We start from the raw sequence: 24,364 nt of genomic DNA on the forward strand, positions 1-24,364 counted from the left end.
ATCTTATGCGGTTGTAGAAGCGCTTTGCGCACTGTCAACAACGATTAATGAATGCAAATTATCAAGCACAGTTTGTTGTGCGATCGTATAATCCGCTTGTAGGCGAACGTAAATATATTCACTGTCACCAATGTATAAGCTTGTAGCACTTAGACCTACCTCTTTTAAACGTATTGCAATTTCTTGGCCCTCTTCGAGGTTAGTAAATTTACCAACGTAAAGCAGCGCGTTATTTTTTTGTAAATACTTTTGCTGATTCCAAGGTATTTTCTCTTCTTCATCGTTAAGCCCCGGTAAACAATACGCTTGGGTATAAGCATCCGTTGCCGCATAGGGCGAGTACAAGCACACGTTTTTCTTCGTGATCAATGTAAAATTTGCATCTTTTACATAATTCACTCGGTAAACGCCATCATCAGAAAGTTGCTCAACCGACTGACACCCATCACCTAGGCAGTTCACGCTGCTAGTGATTGGCTGTCCGTACAAATTACTTAAAACAAATACGTGACTTTGCAACGGTGTGACCCTACTGGTTACACTGTGGTACATACCCGGCATCATAAATTGTTGATACGCAGTGTTATCTACCAACACGTTTTCTGATTCAGCATCCAGATTAATATTGATATCTGTATACGGGTCAACGCCTAGCACTTTTTTTCTGTTGGTATCAACGCTGTCTTCATATTGACGATTACCACCTTTACTAAGCCCGTAATGCACCGGTACGATACGCGATGAACTATCTTTTAATGTCGGCGCAATTTCGACAAATGATTGCCCTTGTTTCGACGTTAGCACTCCTCCTTCGCTTGAAAGCACTTGGGTATTACTAATATTCCCCGACAATGAACGCTCACCACGAGAGTCGATATAACCGTAACCACTGTAGTTAAACACGTCATTATGACCACTCGCCACCACAGATAAATCACTTTCATTGTCTACTCTCTCACCGAACTTAATACCCGCTGTGGCGGAGAATGTCGCATTATCGTCGCTTTTAGTATAAGTCGCACTGTGTTCACTGTATGCCATATCGGTGTCGTTAAACGCCATTGCCGACCGTGAACTCAAACTGTCATTAAAGCTATATCGCCAAGATACCATGGTATTGACAGCTTCATGCCTGTCGTTGTTCTCGCTATATGTGCTATTGATATTCAAGGCACCAAGCGGCAACGCGCGAGTCCAACTTAGTGACAAGTTGTGAGTACTTAATTCGTTACTGTTTTCTTTATCATCTGCTAGATAATTAAAATAACTCATAAAAGCATCTCCCCCGAATAAGGGTGTTGTGTAGTTCACACTCCATTCGGTGTAACTTTGGTCGCCAAACAACAAGCGTGGAAGCGGATGAGGTGTATTTTCCAAGCTCACCTCTCGGTAAGAGGTTGAAATAGGACCTAGCCCAATCACACCGTACCGATAGCTTTCGCCAGTATTAAACAACGCACCTGTGTAACTGACGTTCAACTTGTCACCTAGGGCCCAAGCACTACCGAATTGAATCTCGCTGTCCGATAAATTGGACGTCGCACCAATGCCTAACAAAGTATTTTCAGAATAACGGTATGATGCCGCACCACGGGCATACGTTCTGTCGCTATCTGAAATAGTCAGGTGATGAAACTCGTTAATATCAGTTTGAGCACCCTCATCTAAAACACCCGATTCAATTCTGTAGTCCCAGTCGTTTACGTTCAGTGAAAACTGTTCTGTGTTCACTACCTGACGCTGCTCTCTCAGGATTTCGTTATTGCCCTGCTTTAACACCAAAGTAACAGTGTAAATACCCGTAGGAAGCCTGTCATAACCGATGGATTGCTCCCCTTGAGCAACAACTTTCTCGAACAGCAAACGGTTACTTTGATAAACCTCCAGTTGCGCGTCTTGTGGCGCGAAGAAGTGAATCCGCTGGAGCGCTTTATGCTCACCTTTGACCAAATTTTGGCTCGAACCAAGAGTGGCCCTAACACCAGCATAATTTGCCCCGTAGCCTAAAAAATCAGTGCTATTTAACGATCGAGTATTACGATCCTGATAACCAAATACTATGTGTTTGTCTTTTACATCTAAGTCATAAGCTGCACGGTAAATATTTAAATCACTGGACTCTGATACATATTGCGAATCAACCGAGAAGTAACCATAGGGTAAACCGAGTATCGCGTTATTGGTCCAGCTAACGTTACCGTTATTGTTACTGTCTGTATAAAAATACGCATCGGAATAGTTGATGAAAGCGTTGTTTTCTCGTTTCTCAGGGTAATAGTCGACCTCGCCCGCTGTGTTTGTCAGCATTTCTGGGGAGACGAATATACGTAGTTTGCTATTGTCAAAATCAAACACATACTCAGCATGGCCGCTTTTGACCAGAGGCATGCACAAAGCTAGCTCACCTTGACAGTGCGGGTTAGCTTCTATGCCTTTTTTCAATGTTTCAACAATCGCATTTATCGCTATTGGAGACAGTTTATGTTGGTCTAAATACTGGCTTAATGTTTTTACAGAGTCCGACTCTGTGTCAACGCGATATGTTTCATAAGTCACTAAGGAACCCACACTCACCGATGACCCAGCACCCGCGACTTCCACCTCAATTTTTTGGGACTGCTCTTCAAAAAAATCAGAAAACGCTGGTGGGTATACTTCGTCGGTTAACGGTGAGGCCAAGACAGAAAGACTGTGCAACAAGCAGGTGGCCACCAGTACTAATAAGTACGCACTCTTCACAACTTAACCTCTGCTGATAGCCCCAGCACACCGTAACACTGCTGATTGTCACCACTTTGCGGTAAATTGGGATATTGAACTTCAAGTCGGTGTTGATGAACGCTACCGTTGAATGTTTGGCCCCCATGACCACCTTCGTCACTATTAGTTGGAGCAAACGGTTTTCCATCTAAAGTGAAGGATAAACCGTTCAACGGTACCAGCCCGGAGTTACCTTCGCAGTAATGCTGAGAAACCGGCAAAGTCAATGAATATTCTAATATTTCACCAGATCGATTTTTTACTCCAAAATCAATATTTAATGGTTTGAATGCCTGTAACTTAGTATCGTAAAGGGCTTGATAGTCTCTCTTGCCTGTTATCTCAATATCACCAAAATTATTATCCTTAAATATGGTCACTTCTGGTGTAAATGTGTGAACTATAGTTGCATTTGCGCTATTTGAGATTAAACAAACACACAAAACGGATAATTTAATTAATTTATAAGGGCTCATATATTTTGACTACTTAATTTGTCAAAAATGAAAAATCACCACTGCAATAGAGCAGTGGTGTTTTTTAGGACACCGTGTAAAGGTTCACGCCTCTGTTGGAGCGATCGCGACTACAGCTTGGACGACAACATGCTCCCCCTGTTCTGCTTCAAATATAACATCGTCGGATTGCTTAACTCTCAAGTTCGTTGTGTTGTGATCCTTATCTTTTGAAAGCGGAACACCCTTTTTCAGCTCCTGGCCATCAGCCATTATTTGAAAAGCACCTGCATCATCTTCAACTAGGAAGTTACCGTCAGAAAACTGTCGGCTTACCAATGTCGCATTGTAGCTAAGTGGATCTATGTCCTTTGAAGGGTCGTAAGGTTTTAATTTATCACCGCTGTTTTTCACCACTTTGAAACCTATGGTGGATGAATTAGTCAGTTTTACACCACCTGCAGCGGTATTACTAAACACTAACTGACCGTTATTGAAGTCTTGCCCCGGGTCAACTGGTACGATGAAGTAGGTTCCATCGGTATCAGTTTGCGCAGGCACAGTACCTGCCCACTGAAAAGCTGCCTGACCAGGTGTATAGCCATCGGCTATAGCTTGGGTTGCCGTCACACATAATGCCGATAGTAGAGCAGCTGTAACTACTGTGTTTTTCATTTTTAATTTCTCTGTTAGAAAATGGTCAATTACCGAAAACGCCAATGAAAAACATCCTTCACAAAAGCGGATGAATTAGTAAGACAATATTCATTAGCGATTCCAGAGCGTTTTTATGCCTTTTCTAACCCAAAATAAAATAAAAAATTTTTTTCATGTCGAAAAAATATTTTATAGAATTATCAGTAAATTTCTAAATTATATAAGTTATTATTTAAAACAATGCGTTGAGTAGACTTGCTCTGTAATTCACTTTGTAAGCCCAGCCCTCCTAATCTAGCCGGTAATCGCCCCACACGACAATTTTTTGTATTTGCTCAGACTCACTATTTTGTCAACGCTTTGACCTTTGTTGAAGTTTCACCAACTAGTATGTCTTGGTTTCTTAGGCTCAAGTCCAACAAATAGCTATATAGCCGATGCATGACCGTTTCAGATAGCAACCGTCCATGGTAACCCTATCGCTTTTTCCAAGACTTGTTCGAAGCACATGGCTTTGGCAATAAGTCGTTGGATTGCGTGGATTCCCTCAGTTGCACATGGTGAAACCCTCTTTCTGCGTGACGAGCGCTATAACGTATATGATTTACTCTTATTGCTGATTGAACTCAGCTGAGCAGCTAGTTATTGAATGGGTTAACACACCAAGCCCATAAAAAATGCACAGATTTATAGTTAGCAATACTCTGTATGCTACAAGACAACTTACATGCCTAAAAAGCAAACACTATTGAGAGAACTTTTCTACAACCACTCTGTAACCTATACTTGCGGCAACAATTAAGACGACAAACTTGACCATGTTGATAGCATCCAGAACAAAAAGAATACTCCTTGCGTTTATTGTCCTCATTCTATTGATTAGCATAGGATCCGTTGGTGTTTACCAATTATCCAAATCCAATCTTCATCGAGAGGTAAGAAACTCTCTTGAAGTAGGCAAATCACTCATGGACAAACTGGTTAAAAATGCAGATGTCGCGAGTCAGAGAGCTCTGCCTTATGCCAAAATGGAGTGCGAACAAGCATTGCCCTACATTAGGGATTTAGTTGTCACGATCCCTGATGTACAAATGATTGCCTTAGCGAAAGGGAACCACGTATTTTGTGGTTCTTTGGTCGGAAAACGTGACTATATCGTCCCGAGTTATCACTTCTCTGGTGATGAGTTGGTCTTAGTATCGAGCCTACCTGATAAGCCAAATACTCCTGCCCTTATATTTAAGAATGAAGCAGGCGATACTGGCGTCGGAGTATCCGTCAATAGTTACTACCTCACAAATATCCTGTCTCTCACCTTAAAGGACCTAGATACCTACCTTAACGTGGGAGAAAAATGGATCAACAAGGCTGGACAAATTTCTGACCAACCTCTTCCTGTCACAATTCAGGTAGAGTCAAAGGATTATCCGTATCGATTGCAAGTCTCACTGTTTCATGACGACTATATGAACTACCTTCTGTCTCATAAGCGTTCAACAATTTTTATCATTATTTTGTTTGCTCTCTCGATGAGCTGGCTCATATTCGTCGCAACAGGCCAAACGCCATCAATGGAAGACAAATTGCGCCAGGCTCTCGCAAATAATGAGTTCGTTCCCTACGTTCAACCTTACGTTGATAAAACTAACAAATTTGTAGGCTTTGAAGTGTTGGTTCGTTGGCTAAGCCCTAAAGAAGGGTTGATAAGACCAGACCTCTTTATACCGCTAGCAGAAGACTCAGGGCTCATTATCCCAATGACGAAATCGCTTATGCATCAAATCTCTAATGAGCTTGCAGCATGCTCACAGTCTTTACCACCAGATTTTTCTGTCGCTTTTAATATCTCAGCGAAACATTGCGTAAACAGTGAGCTTTTAGAAGATAGTCTAGAGTTTTTATCATCGTTCCCTGAGAAAAAGGTTCAGCTGTGCTTGGAGCTTACCGAGCGAGAACTTGTCAGAGACACAGACGAAGCACGGGCTCTGTTTCACTCATTAAGTGAACATGACGTTAGCCTAGCCATAGATGACTTTGGCACAGGCCATTCGAGTTTGAGCTACTTACGCCAGTTCCGCTTCGACATACTCAAGATAGACCAGAGCTTCGTTCAAATGATCGGTAATGATTCAGTCTCTGCACATATCGTCGAAAACCTCCTCGACCTAGCCTCTCGTTTAGGTATGAAGACAATCGCAGAAGGCGTAGAAACCGCTGAACAAGCTGAGTATTTACGGAGTCATAATATCGATTGCCTTCAAGGGTACTACTTCGCGAAACCAATGCCCTTGAAAGATTTCATACAACAGCTTGAGCAAAACTAATCCATTCTCTAATGCGAGTGAATCTTTACAGGAGCGCCCCCTATCCGGGGAAACTCCTGTAAAGAGTGACACATTTGCATGAATTCTGACTTCGGTCTACGTCAATCATAATATTTACTCCCCTCCAGCCTCTTAGCACTTTCCTTAGCAACTTATGAGCAGAGTATTAGTTTCTTACTAAACAGCGAATATTAGCCAAAGGTCTAAATTTCATTCTTATTTCCACTTACCCAAACAGAGCAAATTTTTAAACTTATCTCGAAAAAAATAAGAGCATAAGTCTACAACGTCGGAAGCTAAGCAACTGATTACTTCTCTGTCTATTCAAACACTAAGTTAAACCATCGATTTCGGTCGCTGAAGAACGGTAGCGTACCGTAAAGGAAATTAGGATATGAAACATAAAGGACTTATTCGTTCTCACGAGGTGGAGTTTGCATTTCTTTACCGCCTTACTGATCTTGCTGTTATCGTCTCATTCATGCTTTTTTTAATCCTGAATGATGTCAACACATCGATAGAGAAGGATTACGTTATCTTGTCTTTCGTCAGCAGTGTGACGTTTTTCATCATTGCCGAAAGCGGAAAGCTCTATCGCTCATGGCGAACCAGCTCATTCAAAGACCAAGTATTCATCGTTTGTGTCTCATGGCTTGTAACCTGTGCATTCCTGTTTATGGTGTTGTACTTTTCCCACGTCCACACCTTATTTGAACGCTACATTTTAGCTACTTGGCTATTAGTCACCCCTATCCTTCTGCTTGCATGGCGCTCAATATTTCGAATCGCTTTGGCTTACATGCGAAAGCTAGGCTACAACACACGAACTGCAATTATTATTGGCCAGACACCACATGGGCTGACTTTAGCTAACGAATTAGAGAGTCGCACTGAACATGGTGTGTTATTTGATGGCTTTTACGACGAACGTTCTCAAGATCGTTTGCCAGAGTCTGACTATCCAATTAAAGGCAACGTCGGACTTGCATTAGAAAGAGCAAAGCGTGGCGAAGTCGATTACGTGTACATCGCTATGCCTATGCATGCTAACGAAAGAATCGCTCTGTTTCTTAATCAATTCTCAGACACAACGGCGAACACTTATCTGATACCGGATTTCTTTACTTATAACCTGCTGCATTCACGTTGGGATCAGATAGGTCAGGTCCAAACATTGAGTGTATTTGACACACCCTTTGCTGGTATTTCCTCTTGGGTAAAACGCTTAGAAGACATCGTATTATCGAGCATTATTTTACTTCTGATTTCACCTGTACTTCTGGCTATTTCCCTCGGAATCAAACTGACCTCCAAAGGTCCAGTTATTTTTAAGCAGTATCGTTACGGCTTGGACGGCAGAAAAATCGAAGTGTGGAAATTTCGTTCAATGACGACCATGGAACAAGGTAATGACGTAAAACAAGCCACAAAGAATGACCCTCGTATTACACCATTCGGCGGGTTTCTGCGTCGCACTTCCCTTGATGAACTGCCTCAATTTATCAATGTTCTTCAAGGCACCATGTCTATCGTTGGTCCCCGCCCTCACGCCGTGTCACATAATGAAGAATATCGCCAGATCGTCGACCGCTACATGCTTCGTCACAAAGTAAAACCAGGCATCACAGGGTGGGCACAAATCAATGGTTATCGAGGTGAAACTGACACGCTCGATAAGATGGAAAAGCGCGTTGAGTTCGACTTGGATTACATCCATCACTGGTCAGTTTGGATGGATATCAAGATTATCTTTTTAACCATTTTTAAAGGATTTACTGGTTCAAATGCGTACTAAGTGCATCACAATGAAAGTTATCCCAATAACCGTCGCAATTGCTATGAGCTCAGCGAGTGTTATGGCTGAGCCCATGGCGTATAAAACGGATTCTGGGATTGAATTCATCCCTACCTTAGGCGTGTTCTACGAAGGTGATGACAACATCAACAAAGCCGATCGTGGAGAGAACATTGAATCGGTCAACATTTGGGGGATAGAGCCTGCCCTGTTGGCTAAAATTGAACGTAATCAATACCGAGCAAATGTGCTTTATAAACTAAGTGCTGGATTCTCTTCGGATGACCAAAATGATTACGACGACCATACCTTTCAATTTACCAACTTTTTCGAATTCAATCACCGTAATCGACTGGTTATCGACTATCAGTTCCGCGCTCAACATGAAGAGAAAGGTGAAGACTTCACCGAAGGACAAGGTAGCTTGCTCAACAGCCCTATTGAGTTTCATCGCAATGACTTGAGAACAAACTATGTGTTCGGTTCTGAAGGCTCAAAAGGTAGGTTGGAGTTTGGTATTGGATACCGTGACAAAACATACCAAAACTATCGTGATGGACTGCCAGGCAAGCCTGATGCAAAGACTAAATACAACGACTTTCGTGCACCGAGCGCCCACATAGAGTTTTATCTTCGAGCGACACCTAGAACATACTGGTTGGTTGGTACTCAACAAATGAGCACGGATTACCTTTCAGACAACCCTGTAGTGCCATCAAAAGACAGTTACTCTGGTTTCTATTACACCGGCGCACAGTGGGAAGTCACAGGGAAAACCAAAGGTATCGCCCGCTTGGGTTATCAAGTCAAAGACTTCGATAGCCATCAACGTGAAACCTTCAATGGATTCAGTTGGGACATAGGCTTGGAGTTGCAACCTCAAGAGCAATCGCTCATCACACTCAAGACCACCCAAGCAGCCGTCAGTCCTGATCAAGATGGTGATTACGATTTACAAACTCGCTACCTCATCGATCTTAAACACGACTGGAATAGCTACTTAGCAACCCGCTTAGGGGCCCTATATCAACAAGATGACTACACGGGTATTACACGTAATGAAGACCGATACGCGCTATCTGCAGGTCTTGATTACCAAATAAAGCGTTGGGTCTTATTGCAAGCGGATTGGCGCTATCAGGATAAAGATTCTAATTGGCAAGGCTACAGCTTCGAGCAAAACATCTGGTCTCTTAGTGCTCGATTCTCTTTGTAATAAGGAATGTGAATGAACTTACTAGCAACGTTATTTAGCTTAGTACTTGTGCTTCTTAGCACACCTTCTTTTGCCAGTGCCAATGAGCAAGATTACTTACTCGATACTGGTGATACCATCTCGGTTCAAGTCTACGGTGAGGAAGATCTTTCCATAAAGAACATCCTGATCACTTCAGACGGCTATTTTGATTATCCCTACTTAGGGCGAATTAAAGCCATCAATAAGACCCCAAAACAGCTCAAGTATGAGATTGAAACCGGACTGAAAGGTGACTACCTAATCAATCCTAAAGTAATGGTGGCAATCAATAGCTTCCGCCTTTTCTACGTAAATGGTGAAGTCCGAAAGCCTGGTGGATTCGAATACCAGCCGGGATTGACGATTGAAAAAGCCATCGCACTAGCAGGAGGCTTAACGGATCGAGCGTCCCGCAAGAGCATTAATCTTACTCAACACGCAACAGGTAATACGGTTGAAAGCGTCAGTATGCAACGCTCTGTAGAACCTGGCGACATTGTATTTATCGATCAGAGCTTCTTCTAATGACAGGCAACTCAATGAACGGAACTCATTCTACTCAAGCCCCTACGAATCAAGTCCCACTGATTCGTTTTGGGCATCATTTTAGAACCCTTAAGAAGAACTGGCTGAGTATCTTAGCATTCACCATCATCTTCTCACTTACGTGTACTTGGTATATCTACTCGAAAAAATCAGTCTACCAAGCCACTGCCACCCTTCTCATCCAAGAAGAGCAAAAAAGTGCACTTTCGATTGAGGAAGTTTACGGTGTCGACACCACGAAAAAAGAGTACTTTCAAACTCAAATCGCGATTCTTAAGTCAAACCATATCGCAGATAAAGTGATCACCAAATTGAATCTGGTTAACCATCCAGAGTTCACTAGTTCGAGCGGTATTAAGCAAAAAATCGATGAAATTAAAGCGATTCCTTTCGTTCAAGATTTATTGCATGTCGCACCGAATCCAAAAGAAACCTCACAACATACCAAGCCGTATTATCAAGCGCTTCAAACGTTCAAGAGAAAGCTGGATATTGAACCGGTCCGTAATACACAGTTGGTAAAAATTCGTTTTCGCTCTACCGATCCACAACTGGCAACCACCATCGCGAACGCAGTAGGCCAAGCGTATATCGATGCCAACTTTGAAGCGAAGTTGGTTGTAACACAAAATGCAGCTACATGGCTCACCAATAACTCGCAAAAACTAGAAGAGCGCTTAAGAGCATCAGAACAAGCACTACAAGATTTCTTAATGCAAGAAGGCTTAATCGATATCAATGGTATCGATGACATCTATGCCAATGAGCTTGAAGAACTAAACCGTAAACTCAACGCCGCTGTAAACAACCGCATTGAAGCACAAACATTAATTCAACTGCTCAAGCGTAAATCGACACAAAATATCGACAGCTTGCTATCGATTGATGAGTTTGCAAACCAAGCTCAAATTCGTGATTTAAAGATGTCGGAAGCCCAAGCCGCTAAAAATGTCTCTGAGCTGTCTCAACGCTACGGCCCTAAACATGATCGTATGATTCAAGCCAAGGCGCAGTTGGCTTCCATACAAGAACGAACTGAACAATTGATTCGAGAAATTTCGTTCAGTAAACAGCAGGACTTACTCGCAGCAAAAGCGCAAGAAGACATGCTTCGTGCTGAGCTGGATAACAAAAAATCTGATTTCCAAATGCTAGGATCGCAAAAGGCACGATACGAACAACTTAAGCGTGAAGTTGAATCGAACAAGGATCTCTACGAAGCGTTCTTGAATCGCGAAAAAGAAACCAATGCCACTAGCGATTATAAGAATGTCACCGCTCGATTTACTGACCCTGCGATCGTGCCTCTGTTCCCAATCGCACCTCAACGAATGAAACTCGTGCTGATAGCTACCTTCTTTGGCTTTGCTATCGCATGTGCCCTTGTGATCATCCTTGAAACACTGCGCGAAGTCATTCGTACCTCTTCTGATGTTCAAGACAAGCTTGGAGTCACCTGCTTAGGTACGATTCCGAAAGTGAAAAAGCGTGCTCTTCGCCAAAAAGGCGTTACCTACTCAGCTTATTTGGACCAAGACGAAAAACTGTTCAGCGAAGCGTGCCGCTCCGTCCGAACCTCGTTATTGCTGAGACTAACGAACTCTAAGCAGAAAATCTTGCCATTTACTTCTGCCATTCCTGAGGAAGGCAAGACATCAACCAGTATTAATATGGCTGTCTCGTTCTCAACCATGGAAAAGGTACTGCTGATTGACTGCGACCTGCGAAGACCCTCATTAGCAAAACGCTTCAACCTTCCAGAATCAAGCCCAGGTTTAACCAACATACTAACGATGGATACGCCTTTGAGCGAATGCATCATCAGAAATGAAGAGGCGAACTTAGATGTGTTGTCTGCCGGTATTATTCCACCAAATCCACAGGAGCTATTGGCATCTGAACGTTTTGAAAAACTCCTTGAGTACCTAAAGAGTAAGTATGACCGAATCATCATTGACACCCCACCTCTGCTTTCAGTAAGTGATGCTCTTATTCTTGGTCAAAAAGCCAATGGGTTGATTACTGTTATTCGCTCCGAGTCAACTAAAGCTTCACTGGTTAACGTAGCGTTATCCAAACAAATTCAACATTCAATACCATCTCTTGGTGTGCTTATCACTCAGGCAAAATCTAAGGAAGGAGAAACACTTTATGTCCAAAAGTACGCCTACTAATCAAAGCATGCAGTGGTATCAGTTGCTAAAGAGCCAAGAGCGCCCCGTCCTCATCTACCAAATGGGAAAAGTGGGTTCGAGTGCATTGGAAAAATCCATTCCGAATTCGATTCACTTACATGACCTGATGTCGATACAAGCGAGTAAACAGATTTCACCCGTTCGTGCTCAACTGCACAAACCCGTTACGAATCAGATAAAACGTTTACTCAAACGAACCATCATGTGCCACATGCTTAAACGTAAGCAACAGGTTCGTATTATCTCTTTGGTGCGCGAGCCAGTAGGTAGAAACATCTCTATGTTCTTTCAGTCACTGCCATTTTGGATGGCGGATAAGTATCTAAAAGACGACAGCGCGGTACGTTCAGAGCGCCCTCAATTGCTCCATGAAGCGTTTGAAGAACATGTGAACCATCAATACCCATTAGAGTGGTTTGATAATGAAATCAAAGCACTGACAGGCATTGATGTTTTTGCTCAGCCCTTTGATCAAGCAGTGGGTCACCAAATATACCAAAACCACAACTTTTCACTCATGGTTATTCGTATCGACAAACTCGACCAATCACAACAAGCCATTAGTGAATTTCTACAACAAGAGGTGACTGTTGTTCACGACAACCAAGCCGACAATAAGTGGTATTCCCCTCTGATCAAAGAGTTTAAACATTCATACCAGCCAAAGCCTGAGTTTGTCGAGGAGATGCTGTCATCAAAACTGACCAAGCATTTCTTTGCTGAGCCTGAAATCGAACAGTTCAAACAAAAGTATCTAGCGACTGAGTCATGAAGAAGAAAATACTGCATATTATCAATGACCTATCAAAGAACGGTGGCGCACAGAAGTTTCTCGTCGACTTGGTGATGGAACACTCACCGGAGTATGAAATCAAAGTCCTCGTACTTTGCGATGACAACGATTATTTGGCGCAGCTCACTTCTCGTGGCATCGAGTGCTTTAATTGGCGGGCCCTGACGATTAAAGAGAAATGGTCTTTACTACGCTGGCCAGATCTCGTGCATGGACACTTGTACCCATCTATCTATCTGGCATTGCTTGCCGTTGGTAAAAAGCGCATTCAAACCGAGCACTGTTCATACAACCGCCGTCGTGACTACCCGTTATTTAAATTTATGGAATACCTACTTTATCGTGGGCACGATCTGACGGTCAGCATCAGTGAAAAAGTCCAAGAAGAACTGGTAAAGTTCATGCCGCATTTTGAACATAAATACCGTGTCGTTCATAACGGTGTGGATTTAGCTCGCTTTCCTCTTGTGGCTAAGTCTGGAAGCCTCTTAAGGGAGAAATCAGCCATCAATATCGGTATGGTCGGGCGACTACATGAACATAAAGATCATGAGACGCTAATCCACTCGATTGCCCTTCTTCCTACCAATTATCATCTCCACTTAGCTGGAGACGGAGCGAAACGCGGTGAACTCGAATCTCTCACTCGGAGCCTCAATATTGCCGACCGTGTTTATTTCCACGGTGTGGTATCCGATATCCCCGCTTTTTTGTCTGGCATGGACGTGTATGTTCAATCATCCCATGTTGAAGGTTTTGGTCTTGCGGCTGTAGAAGCGATGGCGGCAGGCTTGCCAGTACTCTCTTCAGATGTGCCAGGGTTAGATGAAGTCATGGGCAGCCATGAATATTTGTTCACGGTCGGTGAATCAGAGCAACTAGCAGACAAAATCTCTCGACTATGCACTACCGTTGACCTCTACGATAGCGCCAGTGAATACGCAGTAAATCGTGCCAAGTTATACACCATCGATAAATTCCGAGACGGGTACTATGGACTCTACCAACAGCTCTGCACCAGCAAGTAACCATGTACCGCTGTTTGCGGCGATTACTCTTGCGCTATTTTTTGTTCCGGTAAAGATAGGCCTTGGTGGTATTGCTCTCGCACCGTCAGATATCGCGAGCTTACTGTCACTGGGTTTTGTCGCTTTGGTTATTCTTGAAGGAAAAACCCATAAGCTGTTCCACCCTTGTATTGGTTTCTTGCTGCTGTTTACTAGCTATGTGTTCATCAATGGCATGCTGAATCGTGTTCCGCTCGTACCGTTAGTGACTGAAACCGTCCAGTGGGTAGCAATACTCGGTTTACTCGGCCTGCTGTATGCCTATGGAGCCTTCGACGATGAACGCGTGATGGTTTATCTTACTTATTGTTTGCTGGTGATATGTAGTCTTGTCGCCGCCTGGCACTTTGTGCAAGGCTATCAAAGTGGATTCAAGCTACTCGGCGTGAGCAAATACGCGTTTGGTGTGCTCTGTTCCCTACTCTACCTCTACCGAGATCGTATTCGTGTATTTCCTGTCTTGATGCTATTTGCGCTCGTACTTCTGCTTTTATCCCAAGAAAGAAAGGCATTGCTTGGCTTTTGTTTGTTGGTCTTTATCGATACTTTGTTTCTCAGGCGCCTTATACAACAAACACTCAGCGAAACTTACACATGGACAGTGCTGCTTGTTGGTGGATTGATCGCATTAGCAACCGTATCGACCACCTTGTACGTGGGCTTTGATCAGCTTGCCGATAAGCTGGAAATCACCCAAGAAGACATTATTTTCGCTAATCAAAGTGAAGCGCGTTGGGTCTCCAATTTACACCGTAAATTGCTGCTAGCAAATGGTCTCGATATCTTGCTTGAGCATCCAGTTTTGGGGGTTGGCGCTAAGATGTTACCCAACTATATGATCAACTATTTCAATTATGATGAGTTAGCCATCTATACCCATAACTTCATACTCGACACCTCGATCGAATATGGATTACTTGGTATTGCTTTGTTGTTTGGCGGCTACTTTCTATTTATGAAATCTTGCTTCAATACATTGATAGACAATAAAAAAAGCCTCTTACTCTCCATTTATGCACTAATCATGGTGTTTTTCGTAGCCGTGAATACCACCATCATTTTAATACTTTTACTACCCGTCATGATCAGTAAAAAACGGCATCATAGTCGTCAGACAGAACATCAAAAACAAGCTGATCATAACCATCAATCTGAGTTACCGATTCCGCCAATAACTCACAATTAATAACGCTGCGGAATAACAACATTAAAGTTATCAAGGATAGGATAAATGAAATATTCAATCTCTCGACAATTTGAAAAAAACCGAGAACTTCAAGCAGACAATTTTGTTTTGGTATATCAAATGGGCAAAGTGGGCTCGTCATCTATTGAACACACTCTTGGCGAAAGAAAGATCCCGAGCTATCACATCCATACCTTTGATGATCATGAAGAGTTCCACATGTATCACAACAAAAAGGACGTGAGTAAATTCTTTGATTTTAAGAACCGCACCATGTATCGCCTGGTGCTCAATAAGCGTAAGCGCATTCTACAAAAACGTGAGCATATCAAGATCGTCACACTAGTCCGAGACCCTATCGCGACCGTGTTTTCTCGTTTTTTCCAAGACTTACACCTTCAATTTATTGAAGGGAAGAAAAATGATGCTATTCATCGTGATATGGATGTGACCTACAAACATCTAGAGCACTGCTTCGATAACTATATAAACCTGAATTACTTCGCTAACTGGTTCGATAATGAACTTAAGCGTAACTTTGACATCGATGTTCTTAGGCAAGAGCTTGATAATACTCAGCCTTTCTATACGTTCAATAACGAACAAGCCAGCGTTATCCTAATTAAATGCGAACAACTTAGCTCACTCGATCAAGAGATTGGTGAGTTTCTTCAGCTTGATGACTTCGTTCTTAAAAACAGTAATGAAGCAAAGAACAAGTGGTATTCCAACATCCATCAGTACTTTAAAGAACACTACGACTTCTCGAAGCTTTTCTACATGTACGACCTGCCCCTCTATCGCCATGTTTACTCAGAACAGGAACGCGAGGCATTTAAAGACAAGTGGAAACAAACACCAGGGACGAAGTCGTGATGAAAAAAGTACTACATATTACTGAAGCCTTCGGTGGAGGCGTTCAAACGGCACTTTACAGCTACGTCCATTCATCACGTTCAGAGCCTTATGAACATTCACTGCTCGCACGCGCGCGCTCAAACGATATGACCAATGAATCGAGCAACCATGGTTTTAGCCATGCAAGATGGGTTGAGGGCAATCTGCTGCAATTTATGAAAGACGCCAACGCATTTATCTCTGAGCTCAAACCAGATATTGTTCATTTACACTCAAGTAAAGCGGGCTTTTTAGGTCGCTTTTTAAAGCTCGGTGGAGCGCGTTTAGTTTATACGCCTCATTGTTACGCTTTTGAACGTGAAGACATTTCCGGCTTTGCTAAACAGGTCTACAAAACATTAGAAAAAGTGGCCATCAGCAGGATTGATGTGGTGGCAGGTTGCAGCCAACGCGAGTGTGATTTAGCCATCAGCATCGGCGCCAAACGTGCTGATTTATTGAACAATTACGTGACATATGATAGTGAAGAGCGTCCACAAAGCTCACAACAAACCACGCTAAAACTTGTGGTACTTGGCCGCGTGGCGCCACAAAAGGATCCTCAGTTTTTACTGGATACATTGAATCATATTGCCCCTTCACAGCTGGCGCGGAAATTTGACATTACTTGGATTGGCGGTGGTGAGGCAGAGCTTGAAAATAAGCTTCGCACACAGGGGATTACGGTAACCGGAATGATTCCTCGCGATGACGTCGTGAATCTACTCAAAGACGCGGATTTGTATCTTCACACAGCCGCCTGGGAAGGCATGCCTCTCACTATTTTGGAAGCCGCAAAGTTGCACTTACCTATGGTTATTCGCTCTATCGGTGCCACGAAGGATCTTAACTATCCTTTCTTAGCGGCAACTCCAGAAGAAATGGCCAAACAGATGAGCCATTGTATCAATCACTACTACGACATCGACTTCTATCGATACACAATTGGGCTCAATGATGCGTTTAGTGAAGAAAAACAACGTCTAGCACTCAACAGCATTTATAGCTAGAGGATTCCATGCTTCAATCCATCAACCAAAAAATCCAAAACCTACCAAGTGAAAAGAAGCAATTCTTCTCACTTGGCGCTGCTACGGGGATCGTTAAAGCACTTGCAGCCTTCTTCGCTTTTTTGTTGACGCTTGTAGTATCAAGGTATTCTGATGCAGCGACAACTGGACAATTCTTTTATCTGTTCAACCTTGTCTCCCTTATCGCCGTTATTGCACAGCTTGGTTTCAATATCTCACTGGTGAAGTTCAATGCCATTGCATTTAAAAACCAAGACAGAGCGGAGCAAAGTAACAACTATCGCATCGCCTTAGTTCGTAGCCTCTTATTTAGCATTGCAGTCTGTACTTTAATTTACCTCGCACTTATCTCTTTTCCACAACAACTCAATACCACTCAAGTGACCTCCTTCTCGCTTGCCGTTTCTCTTGCGGCTATTCCTCTCCTTGTTATCGGTCAAACCAACAGTCGAGTACTACAAGCCAGCAGGAAAGTCATTGCTTCTCTTGTCGCTCTGCAACTCGGTGTTAGCTTTCTGATGGTGGTCTTGATTGTTGCAGCCAAACGAACATTGCCGATAACGACCGATACTTTGATGGCACTTCTATTAATCGCAGCAGCGCTTATTGCGTTATTGTCGACGCTTCAGTGGGTTCGTTCAGGTCAATATCAGCATGGGAAAACCGCGGTAAACCGTGAACTTAGCTATTCAGCTAAACAAGTCTGGATTGGAAGTATCTTCACCAATTTAGTCCAATGGGGAAGCTTAGTGATCGCAGGCTTTTTTATTTCTACCTCTGAGCTTGGGCTTCTTGCTGCTGCACAGCGTACCTCTTTGCTGATCGGTTTTGTCCTCATCACAATTAACTTTGTCGTTGCTCCAATGTTTGCCTCTCTCTATAGAGAAGGAAAAATGGATCGCCTACGAAACCTCAGCCGCCTTGCCTGCAGAGCCAACATCGCCGCTGCAATTATCCCCGTGATTATTTGCGTACTGTTCCCAGAGTTTGTTATGCAGTTATTTGGCAAAGAGTTTATTGCTGCCGCACCACTGCTTATTGCTTTGTCATTAGGGCAACTGATTAATGTTGCCACTGGTTCAGTTGGCTTTCTATTGCTGATGAGTGGTCATGAGAAAACAATGAAATACATCACTATTGTCTCCGGTGTCATTTCTATTGCGCTGCTGATAGTGCTCTCTCAGTCACACGGTGTGCTTGGTGCGGCTTGGGCGATCGCCATTGGCTTAGCTATTCAAAACCTTGCAGCATTGTATTTTGTGAAACGTTACTTAGGCTTCTTTCCCGTGGGGTGAATATGACCAATACCATTGCTCGATACAGCTTTATCTTAGTACTTCTGCTTACTGTCTCTTTATCACTTTGGAAGAGTTCCGATATCGACCATAGTGTGTATCAAAGCATGGAGAACTATGTTGGCGGTTCGAGTACGTTACATTTCACCTTTAGTCTTTTAATCGGCTTTCTTGCTGTATTTAATTTTCCTAAATGGGTGAAAGCAACGAAAGCAGACATGTTTGGTATCCGCCTGTTGATTGTTTTGTTGTGTATCGTTTCTCTTGAGGAGTTTAGCCAACTGTTTATCCCCTCTCGCTCTTTTAGCTTTGAAGATTTAAGTACAAATTGGATTGGTATTATCTCAGGCTATTTTTTTGCCAAGTTTATAAAAATCTTTTCTAATCAATAAGTTTATCGACAAACTCTGCACTCTAAATGACGTAAACGCGCCTGTTTCACACGGGCGTGATATACTCTTGCCCTATTCGATTAATATGAGCATCGGTTATGTCTTCACATCCAACTAAAATCACCTTCTTTGAATTCCTGACACCACTTATCACTGCAGGTAAAAAGACAATCACGATTCGTGATGAATCAGAGAGCCACTACGTGCCAAACACCGAAGTGGAAGTATTTACCCTAGAAACAGACCGCAAAGTATGTGATATCAAAATCCTATCAGTTGCACCACTGAAGTTTGATGACATCAACGAGTTCCACGCAGAACAAGAAGCGATTGAACTGCCAAAACTGAAAGAGCTTATTCGCGAGATCTACCCGAACATCGATGAGCTGTATGTCATTGAGTACGAGCTGATCAAGTAAGAACCATAAATCACTAGACGACTGGTCTAATCGCTTTTATAGTATTGCTCATGAACGCAAAAACGAACGATACACGCCAACACATACTCGATGTCGGCTACCAATTGGTAGTGACCAAAGGTTTTACTAGTGTTGGGCTCTCTGAACTGTTAAAGGCAGCGGATGTGCCGAAAGGCTCTTTCTACCATTACTTTAAGTCGAAAGAGCAATTTGGTGAGGCATTGATTGAAGATTACTTCTCTCGCTACCTTAAGATGATCACAGCCCACTTTACTGAAAGTGAAGGCTCTGGTTGCGACCGCCTTTTGAGCTACTTTGAGCGCTGGATGGCGATTGAAAATGGCCAATGTAACGCCAACAAATGCTTGGTGGTGAAGTTGAGTGCTGAAGTCTCTGATCTTTCAGAAGCGATGCGCGTAAAATTGGCTTCGGGTGCCACTCAAGTGGTGAAAGCCATCGAAGATTGTGTCCAAGCGGGCATTGAAGACGGCTCAATCCAAGTTGAGTCAGCAGAACAAACCGCCCACTTGATTTACCATCAATGGATTGGCGCAAGCTTACTCAACAAACTGTATCAGGATCGTTCCGGTTTAATGCGTAGCTTTGAGAGCACTCAAAGTATGCTAAAAGGCAAATAACGAACCACACTTAATCCGCCTTATCTTTACCCCAAAAGTACGGCGGATTTTTTAGGAATCAAAACTAGACGACTGGTCTAATAATCAATATAGGAACTTACCATGACCCAAACGCTCAACCGTCAAATCGTATTGGCTAACCGTCCAAAAGGTTCGCCTGTCCCAGAGAACTTCCGCTTAGAACAGGCTGCCATCCCTACTCCGAGCGAAGGTGAAGTGCTTTTGCGTAGCGTGTATCTGTCTCTTGACCCATATATGCGCGGCCGTATGAATGAAGGCAAATCCTACGCTGATCCGGTAGAGCTAAACGAAGTGATGGTTGGCGGGACAGTTTGTCAGGTGGTGGAATCGAAGAACTCAGACTTCCAAACTGGCGAATGGGTAGTAGCTTACACAGGCTGGCAAGATTACGCGCTATCTAACGGCGAAGGTCTGTTTAAATTAGGCAGTGAACCGACGCATCCGTCTTATGCCCTTGGTGTGCTTGGTATGCCTGGCTTTACCGCTTATGTGGGTTTATTGGAAATTGGTCAGCCTAAAGCTGGCGATACCCTAGTTGTCGCAGCTGCAACTGGTGCGGTGGGCTCTATGGTTGGTCAAATCGGTAAGCTAAAAGGTTGTCGCGTAATCGGTGTCGCAGGCGGTGCAGAGAAGTGCCAGTATGCAAAAGAGACTCTAGGCTTTGATGAATGTCTTGATCACACTGCAGATGACTTCGCAGAGCAACTAGCAGCAACATGCGACAAAGGTATTGATGTCTACTTCGAAAACGTGGGCGGAAAAGTCTTTGATGCCGTGTTACCTCTGCTAAATGTCGGCGCTCGCGTGCCACTTTGTGGTTTGATTTCTCAATACAACGCGACAGCATTACCAGAAGGTCCAGATCGTATGTCGATGCTGATGGGTAACATTCTGGTCAAACGCATCAAGATGCAAGGCTTCATCATTTTTGACCACTACGAGCAAAGCTACACAAACTTCGTCAAAGATGTAAGCCAATGGCTAGCAGAAGGCAAAATCCACTATCGCGAACATTTAGTAGAAGGTTTAGAAAACGCGCCAGAGGCATTCATCGGTCTACTAGAAGGCAAAAACTTCGGCAAGCTTGTTATTCAAACCAATCAACCTGTATAAGAAAAGATTCTTCTATGATTAAACTGCATCATTTAAATCAGTCTCGCTCAAAACGCATCATTTGGTTGTTAGAAGAATTGGGGGTGGATTATGAAATCGTGCCTTACCTTCGTGACAGCGTCACCTTCCTTGCACCACCTGAGCTCAAGAGCATTCACCCACTCGGCAAGTCACCTGTATTGGAAGATGGCGACGAGATCGTTACAGAGTCTGGTGCAATCACTGAATACTTAATTGAAAAGTATGCAGATGGACGTTTTGCACCAGTGCGTGGCAGCAAAGCTTACACGCAGTACATTCAATGGCTGCATTTTGCAGAGAGCTCAGCCATGGTTCCCCTGCTGCTCAAGATGTTTGTTGCTAAAGATGGTGCGCAGACCAATTTCCTTGCGGACTACGCCGATGCGGAAACCATGAAGGTCATGGGCTACGTTGATCAAAGCCTAGAAGGGAAAACCTACTTTGTAGAAGAGCGACTAACAGGCGCGGATTTCATGATGTCTTTTGTCGTCGATGTCCTAAACAAGTTTGGCGTCATTGAGCGCTTCCCAAACATCCAACGTTATGGTGCACAGCTCGCGACTCATCCTGCGTTTACTAAAGCAGAAGAACTTGAAGTGAAGTTCGGTTAATCGAGTTGAGACCTTCTCAAACCGTTGAGAATTTCTGTCTATTTCGGGAATCTTTGAAATAGGCAGAAACCATTCACACCAAACATGCCTGAATACCATTTATAATCCACACGACAAATAATGTTAATTGACATAAAGCCATTAATTAACAACCACTTAAAGCATAGGTGATACCTATCACACTGATTGCTAATAACAGTTTTTTTCTTCTCAATTGCAGCGTTATTCTCCTCGCATAACTTTCGGATTCATCCAAAAAACAAGATTTATTATCACTATTGCAAGGAAATTCAAATGAGCAAGAAATTGACTACAGCAGCAGGTTGCCCTGTCGCACATAACCAAAACGTTATGACTGCAGGTCCTCGTGGCCCTCAACTATTACAAGACGTTTGGTTCCTTGAAAAATTGGCACACTTTGACCGCGAAGTGATCCCTGAGCGTCGTATGCACGCAAAAGGTTCTGGTGCTTACGGTACGTTCACAGTAACGCACGACATCACAAAATACACTCGCGCTAAAATCTTCTCTGACATCGGCAAAAAAACAGAACTATTCGCTCGCTTCACTACTGTAGCTGGTGAGCGCGGTGCAGCAGACGCAGAACGCGACATCCGTGGTTTCGCACTAAAATTCTACACTGAAGAAGGTAACTGGGACTTGGTTGGTAACAACACACCAGTATTCTTCCTACGTGACCCACTAAAATTCCCAGACCTAAACCACGCAGTAAAACGCGACCCTCGCACTAACATGCGTAGCTCTACCAACAACTGGGATTTCTGGACATCACTACCAGAAGCATTCCACCAAGTGACTATCGTAATGAGTGACCGTGGTATCCCAGCTTCTTACCGTCATATGCATGGTTTTGGTAGCCACACATTCAGCTTCATCAACGCAGAAAACGAGCGTTACTGGGTGAAATTCCACTTCAAAACTCAACAAGGCATCAAGAACCTGACTGACCAAGAAGCAGAAGCGATCGTAGGTAAAGACCGCGAAAGCCATCACCGTGACCTTTACGAAGCGATTGAGCGTCAAGACTTCCCTAAATGGAAGATGTACGTACAGATCATGCCGGAACTAGAAGCGGATGAAGTCAACTTCAACCCATTCGACCTAACAAAAGTATGGTCTCAGAAAGATTACCCACTGATCCCAGTTGGTGAGTTCGAACTGAACCGTAACCCAGAAAACTTCTACGCAGAGGTTGAGCAATCAGCGTTCAACCCAGCAGCAGTAGTTCCTGGTATCGGCTTCTCACCAGATAAGATGCTACAAGGTCGTCTGTTCGCTTACGGCGATGCTCAGCGTTACCGTCTAGGTGTGAACCACCATCAAATCCCAGTGAACGCACCTCGTTGCCCTGTTCACAGCTACCACCGCGATGGCGCAATGCGCGTTGATGGCAACTTTGGTTCAACACTAGGTTACGAGCCAAACTACAAACAAGAATGGGCAGAGCAACCAGATTACTCTGAGCCACCTCTACGCATCAACGGCAATGCTGATCACTACGATCACCGTGTAGACGAAGACTACTTCAGCCAAGCGGGTGACCTATTCCGTCTGATGAGTGAAGAGCAACGTCAAACTCTGTTCGACAACACAGCTCGCGCAATGGACGGTGTACCAGAGTTCATCCAACAGCGCCACGTTCAACACGCATACCAAGCGGACGAAGCGTACGGCAAAGGTCTTGAGATTGCACTAGGCTTAAACAAGTAAGCGAACGCTGTAATCATCACGCTGTGTGATTAAAAGACATAAAAAAGGAGGTGCCCAACAGCACCTCCTGATTTCAAATCACTAATCCTTAATCACTAGCCACAACCAATGCTCAAGGAGATTCATTATGATTAACTTAGATTTCTTTAAGCTCTTTGATACCAAAGAACTGTTTATCTATTACTGATTCATCAACTACTGATTTTTAGCGACCGCTTTGATCAGTACTGATGTATCCATGCGACCTAAACCATCTCGTTGAAGGTCTGCGTATTGCTCATCCACTTTCTTAGTCAGTGGAAGTTCTAGACCCACTCGCTCTGCTTCTTGCAGACAGAAACCCAAGTCTTTGCGCATCCAATCAATAGCGAAGCCAAAATCAAACTTATCTTCCGCCATCGTATTTGCGCGGTTTTCCATCTGCCATGAACCTGCAGCGCCGTGCTTCAGCGTTTCTACAACTTGAGCGATGTCCAAGCCTGACTTCTGTGCCAGCAGCAAAGCTTCACTCAGACCTTGTAAAACGCCACCAATACAGATTTGGTTTACCATCTTACAACGTTGACCCTGACCGTTTTCACCCAGTAGCGTCATCTGCTTCGCGTACACATCCATCGCTGGAGAGACACGATCAAAAATGCTTTGTTCACCACCACACATGATGGTTAGTACACCGTTTTCTGCGCCCGCTTGACCACCAGAAACTGGCGCATCAATGAAGTGATTGCCGTATTTAACACACGCTTCAGCCAGCTCAACCGCTAGGTCTGCAGAAGTCGTCGTGTGATCCACTAACACTGCATCCGCTTTCAAGCCAACCAGAATGCCTTCTTCACCGTAAACAACGCTACGAACGTCATCATCATTACCCACACAGGTAAAAACAATGTCACAGCCTTCTGCCGCTTCACGTGGTGTTTCACAAGCCACGCCTTGGTATTCTTCAGCCCATTTGTCGGCTTTCGCTTTTGTGCGGTTGTATACTTTGGTTTCAAAGCCCGCTTTACTTAGGTAACCAGCCATTGGGTATCCCATCACACCCAGACCAATAAATGCTACTCTTAGTTTTTCCATTGCAAGCCTCCTTGAATTCGAAATACGTTACGTTTTGAAACTATTACTATTTGAAACAGTTAATATTTGAAACATGTTACTAAAGATTTCAGAACATTACTTGCAA

General features: G+C 43.6%; 21 protein-coding genes. 17 read left to right on the forward strand and 4 right to left on the reverse strand.

Annotation, left to right across the window (positions count from 1 at the left end):
• Window positions 1–3 precede the first annotated feature (3 nt).
• From KIO97_RS16155 to KIO97_RS16165, 3 genes are all read right to left on the reverse strand, one after another.
• Entirely contained in the window at window positions 4–2,739 is a 2,736-nt protein-coding gene (locus KIO97_RS16155) for a TcfC E-set like domain-containing protein (RefSeq protein WP_285383427.1), read from the reverse strand.
• Window positions 2,736–3,236: a hypothetical protein gene (locus tag KIO97_RS16160; protein ID WP_005529728.1), complete on the reverse strand. Its 501-nt coding sequence runs from the start codon at window positions 3,234–3,236 to the stop codon at window positions 2,736–2,738. Before KIO97_RS16160 ends, KIO97_RS16155 begins: the two co-directional genes overlap by 4 nt.
• 84 nt (window positions 3,237–3,320) lie before the next feature.
• Complete coding sequence (locus KIO97_RS16165; protein ID WP_103414765.1) at window positions 3,321–3,890, reverse strand: hypothetical protein; 570 nt, start codon at window positions 3,888–3,890, stop codon at window positions 3,321–3,323.
• A gap of 950 nt (window positions 3,891–4,840) precedes the next feature.
• Between KIO97_RS16165 and KIO97_RS16170 the strand changes: the two genes are divergently transcribed.
• From KIO97_RS16170 to KIO97_RS16250, 17 genes are all read left to right on the forward strand, one after another.
• Window positions 4,841–6,196, forward strand: a complete 1,356-nt coding sequence (locus KIO97_RS16170) for an EAL domain-containing protein (protein WP_285383428.1) — start codon at window positions 4,841–4,843, stop codon at window positions 6,194–6,196.
• Window positions 6,197–6,590: 394 nt separating this feature from the next.
• Window positions 6,591–7,991, forward strand: coding sequence for an undecaprenyl-phosphate glucose phosphotransferase (locus KIO97_RS16175; protein WP_285383429.1), 1,401 nt, complete (start codon window positions 6,591–6,593; stop codon window positions 7,989–7,991).
• Window positions 7,981–9,207: an outer membrane beta-barrel protein gene (locus KIO97_RS16180; RefSeq protein WP_373417325.1), complete on the forward strand. Its 1,227-nt coding sequence runs from the start codon at window positions 7,981–7,983 to the stop codon at window positions 9,205–9,207. The genes KIO97_RS16175 and KIO97_RS16180 overlap by 11 nt, the downstream gene beginning before the upstream one ends.
• A gap of 12 nt (window positions 9,208–9,219) precedes the next feature.
• Complete coding sequence (locus KIO97_RS16185) at window positions 9,220–9,753, forward strand: polysaccharide biosynthesis/export family protein (RefSeq protein WP_005432020.1); 534 nt, start codon at window positions 9,220–9,222, stop codon at window positions 9,751–9,753.
• Entirely contained in the window at window positions 9,753–11,948 is a 2,196-nt protein-coding gene (locus KIO97_RS16190; protein ID WP_285383431.1) for a polysaccharide biosynthesis tyrosine autokinase, read from the forward strand. The genes KIO97_RS16185 and KIO97_RS16190 overlap by 1 nt, the downstream gene beginning before the upstream one ends.
• Window positions 11,926–12,741: a putative capsular polysaccharide synthesis family protein gene (locus tag KIO97_RS16195; protein ID WP_285383432.1), complete on the forward strand. Its 816-nt coding sequence runs from the start codon at window positions 11,926–11,928 to the stop codon at window positions 12,739–12,741. Before KIO97_RS16190 ends, KIO97_RS16195 begins: the two co-directional genes overlap by 23 nt.
• On the forward strand, window positions 12,738–13,790 hold the full coding sequence (locus tag KIO97_RS16200; protein WP_285383433.1) for a glycosyltransferase: 1,053 nt from the start codon (window positions 12,738–12,740) through the stop codon (window positions 13,788–13,790). The genes KIO97_RS16195 and KIO97_RS16200 overlap by 4 nt, the downstream gene beginning before the upstream one ends.
• Window positions 13,756–15,015 carry an O-antigen ligase gene (locus KIO97_RS16205; RefSeq protein ID WP_285383434.1) on the forward strand — a complete coding sequence of 420 codons (1,260 nt, stop codon included), beginning with the start codon at window positions 13,756–13,758 and terminating at the stop codon, window positions 15,013–15,015. Before KIO97_RS16200 ends, KIO97_RS16205 begins: the two co-directional genes overlap by 35 nt.
• A 45-nt stretch (window positions 15,016–15,060) precedes the next feature.
• Window positions 15,061–15,891, forward strand: coding sequence for a putative capsular polysaccharide synthesis family protein (locus tag KIO97_RS16210; protein WP_285383435.1), 831 nt, complete (start codon window positions 15,061–15,063; stop codon window positions 15,889–15,891).
• Window positions 15,891–16,922 (forward strand): glycosyltransferase, encoded by a 1,032-nt coding sequence (locus KIO97_RS16215; RefSeq protein WP_285383436.1) that lies wholly within the window; start codon window positions 15,891–15,893, stop codon window positions 16,920–16,922. The genes KIO97_RS16210 and KIO97_RS16215 overlap by 1 nt, the downstream gene beginning before the upstream one ends.
• Window positions 16,923–16,930: 8 nt before the next feature.
• Entirely contained in the window at window positions 16,931–18,238 is a 1,308-nt protein-coding gene (locus KIO97_RS16220; RefSeq protein WP_285383437.1) for a lipopolysaccharide biosynthesis protein, read from the forward strand.
• Window positions 18,239–18,240: 2 nt separating this feature from the next.
• A complete protein-coding gene (locus KIO97_RS16225; protein ID WP_005432044.1) occupies window positions 18,241–18,630 on the forward strand; it encodes a VanZ family protein in 390 nt (129 codons plus the stop codon).
• A 98-nt stretch (window positions 18,631–18,728) separates the two neighbouring features.
• Window positions 18,729–19,049: a N(4)-acetylcytidine aminohydrolase gene (gene yqfB, locus KIO97_RS16230; RefSeq protein WP_005432046.1), complete on the forward strand. Its 321-nt coding sequence runs from the start codon at window positions 18,729–18,731 to the stop codon at window positions 19,047–19,049.
• 50 nt (window positions 19,050–19,099) lie between these two features.
• Window positions 19,100–19,687: a TetR/AcrR family transcriptional regulator gene (locus tag KIO97_RS16235; RefSeq protein ID WP_045417243.1), complete on the forward strand. Its 588-nt coding sequence runs from the start codon at window positions 19,100–19,102 to the stop codon at window positions 19,685–19,687.
• A gap of 102 nt (window positions 19,688–19,789) precedes the next feature.
• Complete coding sequence (locus KIO97_RS16240) at window positions 19,790–20,821, forward strand: NADP-dependent oxidoreductase (RefSeq protein WP_285383438.1); 1,032 nt, start codon at window positions 19,790–19,792, stop codon at window positions 20,819–20,821.
• A gap of 14 nt (window positions 20,822–20,835) precedes the next feature.
• On the forward strand, window positions 20,836–21,453 hold the full coding sequence (locus KIO97_RS16245; protein ID WP_039985273.1) for a glutathione S-transferase family protein: 618 nt from the start codon (window positions 20,836–20,838) through the stop codon (window positions 21,451–21,453).
• Between the two features lie 294 nt (window positions 21,454–21,747).
• Window positions 21,748–23,184, forward strand: a complete 1,437-nt coding sequence (locus tag KIO97_RS16250) for a catalase (protein WP_029790098.1) — start codon at window positions 21,748–21,750, stop codon at window positions 23,182–23,184.
• A gap of 195 nt (window positions 23,185–23,379) precedes the next feature.
• Here KIO97_RS16250 and KIO97_RS16255 read toward each other — a convergent pair whose 3' ends face one another.
• Window positions 23,380–24,258 (reverse strand): NAD(P)-dependent oxidoreductase, encoded by an 879-nt coding sequence (locus KIO97_RS16255; protein WP_010452745.1) that lies wholly within the window; start codon window positions 24,256–24,258, stop codon window positions 23,380–23,382.
• Window positions 24,259–24,364 lie beyond the last annotated feature (106 nt).

The organism is Vibrio sp. B181a (assembly GCF_030248375.1).
Classification (GTDB): domain Bacteria; phylum Pseudomonadota; class Gammaproteobacteria; order Enterobacterales; family Vibrionaceae; genus Vibrio; species Vibrio campbellii.

Coding starts and splice junctions, on each gene's coding strand:
- KIO97_RS16240 (WP_285383438.1), top strand. CDS start 19,790: ATGACCCAAACGCTCAACCGTCAAATCGTATTGGCTAACCGTCCAAAA.
- KIO97_RS16195 (WP_285383432.1), top strand. CDS start 11,926: ATGTCCAAAAGTACGCCTACTAATCAAAGCATGCAGTGGTATCAGTTG.
- KIO97_RS16205 (WP_285383434.1), top strand. CDS start 13,756: ATGGACTCTACCAACAGCTCTGCACCAGCAAGTAACCATGTACCGCTG.
- KIO97_RS16200 (WP_285383433.1), top strand. CDS start 12,738: ATGAAGAAGAAAATACTGCATATTATCAATGACCTATCAAAGAACGGT.
- KIO97_RS16255 (WP_010452745.1), bottom strand. CDS start 24,258: ATGGAAAAACTAAGAGTAGCATTTATTGGTCTGGGTGTGATGGGATAC.
- KIO97_RS16165 (WP_103414765.1), bottom strand. CDS start 3,890: ATGAAAAACACAGTAGTTACAGCTGCTCTACTATCGGCATTATGTGTG.
- KIO97_RS16210 (WP_285383435.1), top strand. CDS start 15,061: ATGAAATATTCAATCTCTCGACAATTTGAAAAAAACCGAGAACTTCAA.
- KIO97_RS16180 (WP_373417325.1), top strand. CDS start 7,981: ATGCGTACTAAGTGCATCACAATGAAAGTTATCCCAATAACCGTCGCA.
- KIO97_RS16170 (WP_285383428.1), top strand. CDS start 4,841: ATGGACAAACTGGTTAAAAATGCAGATGTCGCGAGTCAGAGAGCTCTG.
- KIO97_RS16175 (WP_285383429.1), top strand. CDS start 6,591: ATGAAACATAAAGGACTTATTCGTTCTCACGAGGTGGAGTTTGCATTT.
- KIO97_RS16225 (WP_005432044.1), top strand. CDS start 18,241: ATGACCAATACCATTGCTCGATACAGCTTTATCTTAGTACTTCTGCTT.
- KIO97_RS16245 (WP_039985273.1), top strand. CDS start 20,836: ATGATTAAACTGCATCATTTAAATCAGTCTCGCTCAAAACGCATCATT.
- KIO97_RS16185 (WP_005432020.1), top strand. CDS start 9,220: ATGAACTTACTAGCAACGTTATTTAGCTTAGTACTTGTGCTTCTTAGC.
- yqfB (WP_005432046.1), top strand. CDS start 18,729: ATGTCTTCACATCCAACTAAAATCACCTTCTTTGAATTCCTGACACCA.
- KIO97_RS16215 (WP_285383436.1), top strand. CDS start 15,891: ATGAAAAAAGTACTACATATTACTGAAGCCTTCGGTGGAGGCGTTCAA.
- KIO97_RS16220 (WP_285383437.1), top strand. CDS start 16,931: ATGCTTCAATCCATCAACCAAAAAATCCAAAACCTACCAAGTGAAAAG.
- KIO97_RS16250 (WP_029790098.1), top strand. CDS start 21,748: ATGAGCAAGAAATTGACTACAGCAGCAGGTTGCCCTGTCGCACATAAC.
- KIO97_RS16235 (WP_045417243.1), top strand. CDS start 19,100: ATGAACGCAAAAACGAACGATACACGCCAACACATACTCGATGTCGGC.
- KIO97_RS16160 (WP_005529728.1), bottom strand. CDS start 3,236: ATGAGCCCTTATAAATTAATTAAATTATCCGTTTTGTGTGTTTGTTTA.
- KIO97_RS16190 (WP_285383431.1), top strand. CDS start 9,753: ATGACAGGCAACTCAATGAACGGAACTCATTCTACTCAAGCCCCTACG.